The 6,148-nt window shown below is 57.8% G+C and carries 7 protein-coding genes; 2 read left to right on the top strand and 5 right to left on the bottom strand.

Annotation, left to right across the window (positions count from 1 at the left end):
• Positions 1-80: 80 nt before the first annotated feature.
• Positions 81-1,379 carry a mechanosensitive ion channel family protein gene (locus tag ACW9IR_RS28360; RefSeq protein WP_077571581.1) on the bottom strand — a complete coding sequence of 433 codons (1,299 nt, stop codon included), beginning with the start codon at positions 1,377-1,379 and terminating at the stop codon, positions 81-83.
• Positions 1,380-1,570: 191 nt separating this feature from the next.
• Between ACW9IR_RS28360 and ACW9IR_RS28365 the strand changes: the two genes are divergently transcribed.
• Positions 1,571-2,911 carry a DEAD/DEAH box helicase gene (locus ACW9IR_RS28365; protein ID WP_007914470.1) on the top strand — a complete coding sequence of 447 codons (1,341 nt, stop codon included), beginning with the start codon at positions 1,571-1,573 and terminating at the stop codon, positions 2,909-2,911.
• Positions 2,912-2,966: 55 nt separating this feature from the next.
• On the opposite strand, the gene ACW9IR_RS28370 is transcribed toward ACW9IR_RS28365, so the two are convergent.
• The 4 genes from ACW9IR_RS28370 to ACW9IR_RS28385 all read right to left on the bottom strand — a co-directional run bounded on the left by ACW9IR_RS28370 (position 2,967) and on the right by ACW9IR_RS28385 (position 5,509).
• The gene (locus ACW9IR_RS28370; RefSeq protein ID WP_457465926.1) at positions 2,967-3,566 is read right to left on the bottom strand and encodes a hypothetical protein; all 600 of its coding nucleotides are present in this window, start codon (positions 3,564-3,566) and stop codon (positions 2,967-2,969) included.
• Positions 3,567-3,578: 12 nt separating this feature from the next.
• Positions 3,579-4,163 (bottom strand): papain-like cysteine protease family protein, encoded by a 585-nt coding sequence (locus ACW9IR_RS28375; RefSeq protein ID WP_457465928.1) that lies wholly within the window; start codon positions 4,161-4,163, stop codon positions 3,579-3,581.
• Positions 4,164-4,425: 262 nt separating this feature from the next.
• Positions 4,426-4,701, bottom strand: coding sequence for a hypothetical protein (locus ACW9IR_RS28380; RefSeq protein WP_016985949.1), 276 nt, complete (start codon positions 4,699-4,701; stop codon positions 4,426-4,428).
• 73 nt (positions 4,702-4,774) lie between these two features.
• A complete protein-coding gene (locus tag ACW9IR_RS28385) occupies positions 4,775-5,509 on the bottom strand; it encodes a DUF899 domain-containing protein (RefSeq protein WP_457465931.1) in 735 nt (244 codons plus the stop codon).
• Between the two features lie 175 nt (positions 5,510-5,684).
• Here ACW9IR_RS28385 and ACW9IR_RS28390 point away from each other — a divergent pair, with 175 nt between their 5' ends.
• Positions 5,685-6,077 (top strand): transcriptional regulator, encoded by a 393-nt coding sequence (locus tag ACW9IR_RS28390; protein ID WP_457465933.1) that lies wholly within the window; start codon positions 5,685-5,687, stop codon positions 6,075-6,077.
• Positions 6,078-6,148: the final 71 nt, after the last annotated feature.

Raw genomic sequence — 6,148 nt, forward strand, 5'->3', positions numbered from 1 at the left:
GCGGTGTATCAGTCAATATGGATTTGTCTGACACACCGCTATCGCGAGCAGGCTCACTCCTACAGTTTTGATCGGTGGGGTTACATGAGGTGTTTCTGTGGTTCGGGAATGCTCGCCGCGCCGAGCACCGCCGGCAGCAGGCCAGAGCGCAAATCCCCGCCACTCGGCTGCTGATAAAGACTCAGCCCAAACTCCGGCAGCACTGCCAGCAGATAATCAAAAATATCCCCCTGAATCCGCTCGTAATCGGCCCACACCGTGGTGCGAGTGAAGCAGTAGATCTCCAGCGGAATGCCCTGTGCGGTGGTCTGCATCTGCCGGACCATGCAGGTCATGTTCGGCTGAATCTCCGGATGACTCTTCAGATACGCCAGTGCATAAGCGCGGAAGGTGCCGATATTGGTCATGCGCCGGCGGTTGGCCGACATCGCCGCGACATTGCCCTGTGCCTCGTTCCACGCCTTGAGTTCGGCTTTCTTGCGGCTCATGTAGTCGGTCAGCAAGTGCACCTGGGAGAGTTTTTCTTCCTCGTCATCGCGGATGAAACGCACGCCGCTGGCATCGATGAACAGGCTGCGCTTGATCCGTCGCCCGCCCGATTGCTGCATGCCGCGCCAGTTCTTGAACGACTCGGACATCAGCCGCCAGGTTGGAATCGAGACGATGGTCTTGTCGAAATTCTGCACCTTGACCGTGTGCAGGGTGATGTCGACCACGTCGCCATCGGCGCCGACTTGTGGCATCTCGATCCAGTCGCCTACGCGCAACATGTCGTTGCTGGTCAACTGCACGCTGGCGACGAACGACAGCAGCGTGTCCTTGTAGACCAACAGAATCACCGCCGACATCGCACCCAGACCGGACAGCAGCAACAGCGGCGAACGGTCAATTAATGTAGCGACAATGATGATCGCGCCAAACACGTACAAGACCATTTTCGCCAGTTGCACGTAGCCTTTGATCGAGCGCGTGCGGGCGTGCTCGGTGCGTGCATAGATGTCGAGCAGGGCATTGAGCAGGGCGCTGACCGACAGCAGCAGGAACAGAATGGTGAACGACAGTGCCACGTTACCGAGAAAAGTCATCGCGGTTTTACTCAGTTCCGGCACCAGATGCAGGCCGAACTGGATCACCAGCGACGGCGTCATCTGCGCCAGGCGCTGAAATACCTTGTTGTGGCGAAAGTCATTGATCCAGTGCAGCGACGGCTGGCGGCCGAGCATGCGGCTGGCGTGCAGGATCAGGTAACGCGCCACTCGTCCGAGCACCAGCGCGATCACCAATAACAAGGTCAGCGCGAGGCCGGCCTGCAACAGTGGATGCTGTTCGAGGGTGCCCCAGAGGTCCTGGGCGTTGAGCCAGAGCTGTTTGAAATCCATATGAGCAACGATTCTTCTGTAATACGCGATGGGTGATTAGAGCATTTAAGCCGCCGTGTATTACCGTTGGAGACAAATCGAGCAACAAAAAAGCCACTGATTACGTCCGTTTGTATAAAGAAACTCGGCCTGAGCGCTCGAAACCGGTAACCTATGCAGCTGTTTTTTTGCATATCTTCGAGGTAGCACCCGTGTTTTCCCAATTCGCCCTGCACGAACGCCTGCTTAAAGCTGTGGCCGAGCTGAAATTTGTCGAGCCAACGCCTGTGCAAGCCGCGGCCATTCCGCTGGCGCTCCAAGGGCGTGATCTGCGGGTGACGGCGCAAACCGGTAGCGGCAAAACCGCCGCTTTCGTTCTGCCAATCCTCAATCGCCTGATCGGTCCGGCCAAGGTTCGCGTCAGCATCAAGACGCTGATCCTGCTGCCGACCCGTGAACTGGCCCAGCAGACGCTGAAGGAAGTTGAGCGCTTTTCGCAGTTCACTTTCATCAAGTCCGGCCTGATCACCGGCGGTGAAGATTTCAAGGTCCAGGCCGCGATGCTGCGCAAAGTGCCGGACATCCTCATCGGCACCCCGGGCCGGATGATCGAGCAACTCAACGCCGGCAACCTCGACCTCAAAGAAGTCGAAGTGCTGGTGCTCGACGAAGCCGACCGCATGCTCGATATGGGTTTTGCCGAAGACGTACAGCGTCTGGTCGACGAATGCCCGAACCGTCAGCAGACCATGCTGTTCTCCGCCACCACCGGTGGTTCCGGCCTGCGGGACATGATCGGCAAGGTGCTGAACAACCCTGAGCACTTGCAGCTCAACGCGGTCAGCCAACTGAACTCGACCACCCGTCAGCAGATCATCACCGCCGACCACAATCAGCACAAAGAGCAGATTGTGAACTGGCTGCTGGCCAACGAGACCTACCAGAAGGCTATCGTCTTCACCAACACCCGCGCCATGGCCGACCGCATCTACGGTCGTCTCGTGGCTCAGGAATACAAGGCGTTCGTGCTGCACGGCGAGAAAGACCAGAAGGATCGCAAACTGGCGATCGACCGTCTGAAGCAGGGCGGCGTGAAGATTCTCGTGGCCACCGACGTCGCGGCCCGTGGTCTGGACGTCGATGGTCTGGATCTGGTGATCAACTTCGACATGCCACGCAGCGGCGACGAATATGTGCACCGTATCGGTCGTACTGGCCGCGCCGGTAACGATGGCCTGGCGATCTCGCTGATCTGCCACGGCGACTGGAACCTGATGTCGAGCATCGAGCGCTATCTGAAGCAGAGCTTCGAGCGCCGTACCATCAAGGAAGTCAAAGGCACCTACGGCGGACCGAAAAAGGTCAAGGCTTCGGGTAAAGCCGTTGGCGTGAAGAAGAAAAAGACTGACGCCAAGGGCGACAAGAAGAAAACCGCCGCCAAAACGCCGACCAAGCGCAAGAGCGCCAACCGTCCGAAGCCGGACTCGTTGGTGAGCAGCGACGGCATGGCCCCGCTGAAGCGCCGCAAGCCAGCAGAGCCTGCGGCTGAGTAAGTCGTTTCAGGCGCACAGAAAAAACCCGGACAGTGTCCGGGTTTTTTTTCGTCCATCAGTTGCCGAGCTGACCACTGGTGTCGGCATCAAAGCGCCGCTTGGCCTGATCGGCCGCCGGCTTCAATGCTGCGAGCAAGGCTGCCTCGCTGTACAACCGAGTGGTCGCCAGATCCTTCGGCGTTGGTTCAATCGGGATCAATACATCCTCACCGTCGGCATGCAGCCAGATCGCCACGACGTGCAGCGCCGAGACAAACAGCACGCGCAACTCAACGGTCTTGCCCTGGAGTTGCGGCGCTTGTTCTGCCAGTTTCAGCGCACCCACCGTAGCAGCGGCGTGATCGCCGTGATTCAACGAGGCGAACTCGACATGCCCGCGCACCTCGGCCAATTGCGCATCGGCAATCGTCACGCCGTCGGCAAATACCAGGTAATGCCAGTCGCCGATTCGCGCGTCTTGCAGACCTTTGCCTTGGCTCAGGTCATCCAGGTTCAACGAGTAGCCGCGATAGGCCTCACTGAGGCTGATCTTCGCAGGTGCTGCGTTGGCGAATTGGCGATTGGCGCCAAAGCCCTGGGTTTGCAGAGCGGCTTGCAGCGCCGGGCGCAACGTCTGTACGCCGTTGGAAGGCGCCTTTGGATAAGTCAGTTGCATGATGTCGCCCTCCTAGTTTTTCACGGTGAAGTAGGTGTGGGTCCAGTTGCCGCCGCCGTTGTAGGCGCGGGGAAAGGCATTAAGCGCACGGGTCGAATAACCGTAGATCGAGTCCGCGACCAACAGGTAATCGCCATTGGTGCCGTAGATCGTCAGGAAATGCGCACCGCCACCGTACCAGGCGCAGCGCAAGCCGACCGGGCGGCCCATGCTGATCTGGTTCTGGATGGCCGACATCTGCAGCGAGCCCTGATTCATGCCGTTGTAGCTGCGGGTGGTTTGCAGCGCCGAATCCAGATAGCCGTAAACGTTGCACGGCCCTGGCTGATTGCAGCAATTGCGATCGAGCTGGGTGCTGGCCACGCCGCACTGCGTCCAGTTGCCGGTGCCGTAATAGTTGCCGACCGAGGCGGACACGGCGGCCCAGCACCAGTTGGTCTGGGTCTGTTTCTGCATGTTGAAGTTGAGGCTGCCGGCGGCGAGTGCGCTGAGTTGTTCAGCGGCTTCGACTTCGGCGAGTTGCGGGTCGAGCAGGTGACCGGCCAGGCACCTTGGCAGTGATTCGCCGGTGAATTGTGTTGCTGTTGTGGTTAACATTTTTCAATCCTCCATGAGTGAAAACAAGCGTCCAGCTTGTGAGGGTGTTGCGGTATTGCTGAGCGATCGGTGCTTAACGGTTGCCATCTTCTGTGGCCGGTTCCGATCTCCTTGCTCGAGGTAACCCTAGTCAGAGATATGCGTTAATGCAAATAAATAAATGCATAAATGCATTGTTGAGCGCAAAAAATCTCAGTCTGCAACAGCTCTTACAGGGTTTTGTGTAGGAGCTGCCGCAGGCTGCGATCATTTGATCTTGCTGTTAGCCCTCGGTCTTCTTCTCGGCAGAATTCAGTTCTTTCAACCGCTGATCAATCAACTGGCACTTGTCCGGCAGATCCTTGCTGGCCGTGCCCAGGTCCATTTTTTGCAGTTCAGCATTGATCTCCTTGGCCTTGGCCGGATTCTGCTCGGTCAGCTTCGAGACTTCCTTGGCCAGTTGTTCGCGCTTGGCGGTGGCTTCTTCCGGCGTGCAGGCCCAGACGGGCAGGGCGCAGGCCAGGGTGGCGGCGAGGGTGAGCTTGATCAGGGTTTTCATCGGGGCAGGCCTCAGTTCCGGTTAAGGCGGTTAATCGGTTGAGGCTTTGAGCGGGAGAAAAGTTCATTGCTCATCACTCAGAGCGGCAGCAGCTCGACCTGGAATCGCCTTGATAACGATCATGATGCCGAACCCATTCCATGATCTCGTCCTCATTCCTGCCCTTGGGCGTGAGGTCTAGATAGTTGTAGGCACCGACCAGCATGTCGAGACCGCGAGCGTAAGTTGAGTAGGTGTGGAAGATGTCGCCCTTTGCATCACGATAAAACACGCTCAGGCCGGGCATTTCTTCCTCGGCGCTGTCAGTCTTTTCATAGTTGTACGTAGCCTTTCCCGCCGCGACATCCTCAGCCCGTGCGCAAACGCCGAAGTCATAGTTGAAGTCGCAACCCTCTGACGACAGCCAGTCAAACTTCCAGCCCATGCGCCGTTTAAAGTCCTGGAACTCGTTGAAGGGGGCGTGAGAAACAGCCACAACGGCGATATCGTGATGCGCCAGATGCAGGTTGGCGCCATCGATGTGGTCACTGAGAAACGAGCAACCCTGGCAACCTTCCTCCCAGTCTTTGGCAAACATGAAGTGGTAAACCACCAATTGGCTGTGTTTGCCGAACAGGTCAGCGAGTTTCAGCTCACCGTTGGGGCCTTGGAAGTGGTAATCCTTATCGACTTTTACCCATGGCAACGCACGACGCTCGGCGCTGAGCCGGTCGCGCTCTTTGGTGAAAGCTTTTTCGTCGGCGAGATGTTGCTTACGGGCGGCGAGCCATTCTTCGCGCGATACCACCGGATGATTCTCAACGTTCATGATGATTTCTCCTGCGGGGTTGAAACCGTCTGTTTCAGACTAGTCGTTTAACCCTGCGGGAAATCGACAGACCGCCGGTCGGTCGGCTCGGCAAATGTGGCTGAACGGCTGCGAGCCACTCCGGTCACAACCTATGAACGCGCCATAAATCACGCGCACCGGAGGTTGTATCAGGATGACGACTTATAACTGGGATTTGATTGAACGCTTGTTGCACGAAGTGCAGAACAGCGCCGGCCACAGCTTTGCCCCACGGGCTTATGCCGAAGACTATGCGGCGGAGAAAGCCAGCGCGGGCGAGCCGATCGAGAACCTTGATCACCTGAAAACGCTGGCTTGCGAGTATGAAAGACTGTTGCTCCTGCGCGGCTATATCGCACCGCGTCCGGATGAGGAGGGCAGCACGGGAAACAATTTTGTGCTTACGCCGCGCGGTTCCAGCTTGTTGAGCCTTATCGACAGCAGCATTCCCGGTAACGATCATCCGCGTCAGGTGCTGGATGAGCAGGAAGATGCGCTGGCCGAGGCCACGTTCGACGAAGTAGCTTCAAAAGCCCAAATCGCCTGAGTTCACGCAGATCCCCCTGTAGGAGTGAGCCTGCTCGCGATAGCGGACTTCCAGTGACATCAATGTTGGCT

It is taken from the genome of Pseudomonas sp. SDT291_1_S447, from assembly GCF_054070155.1.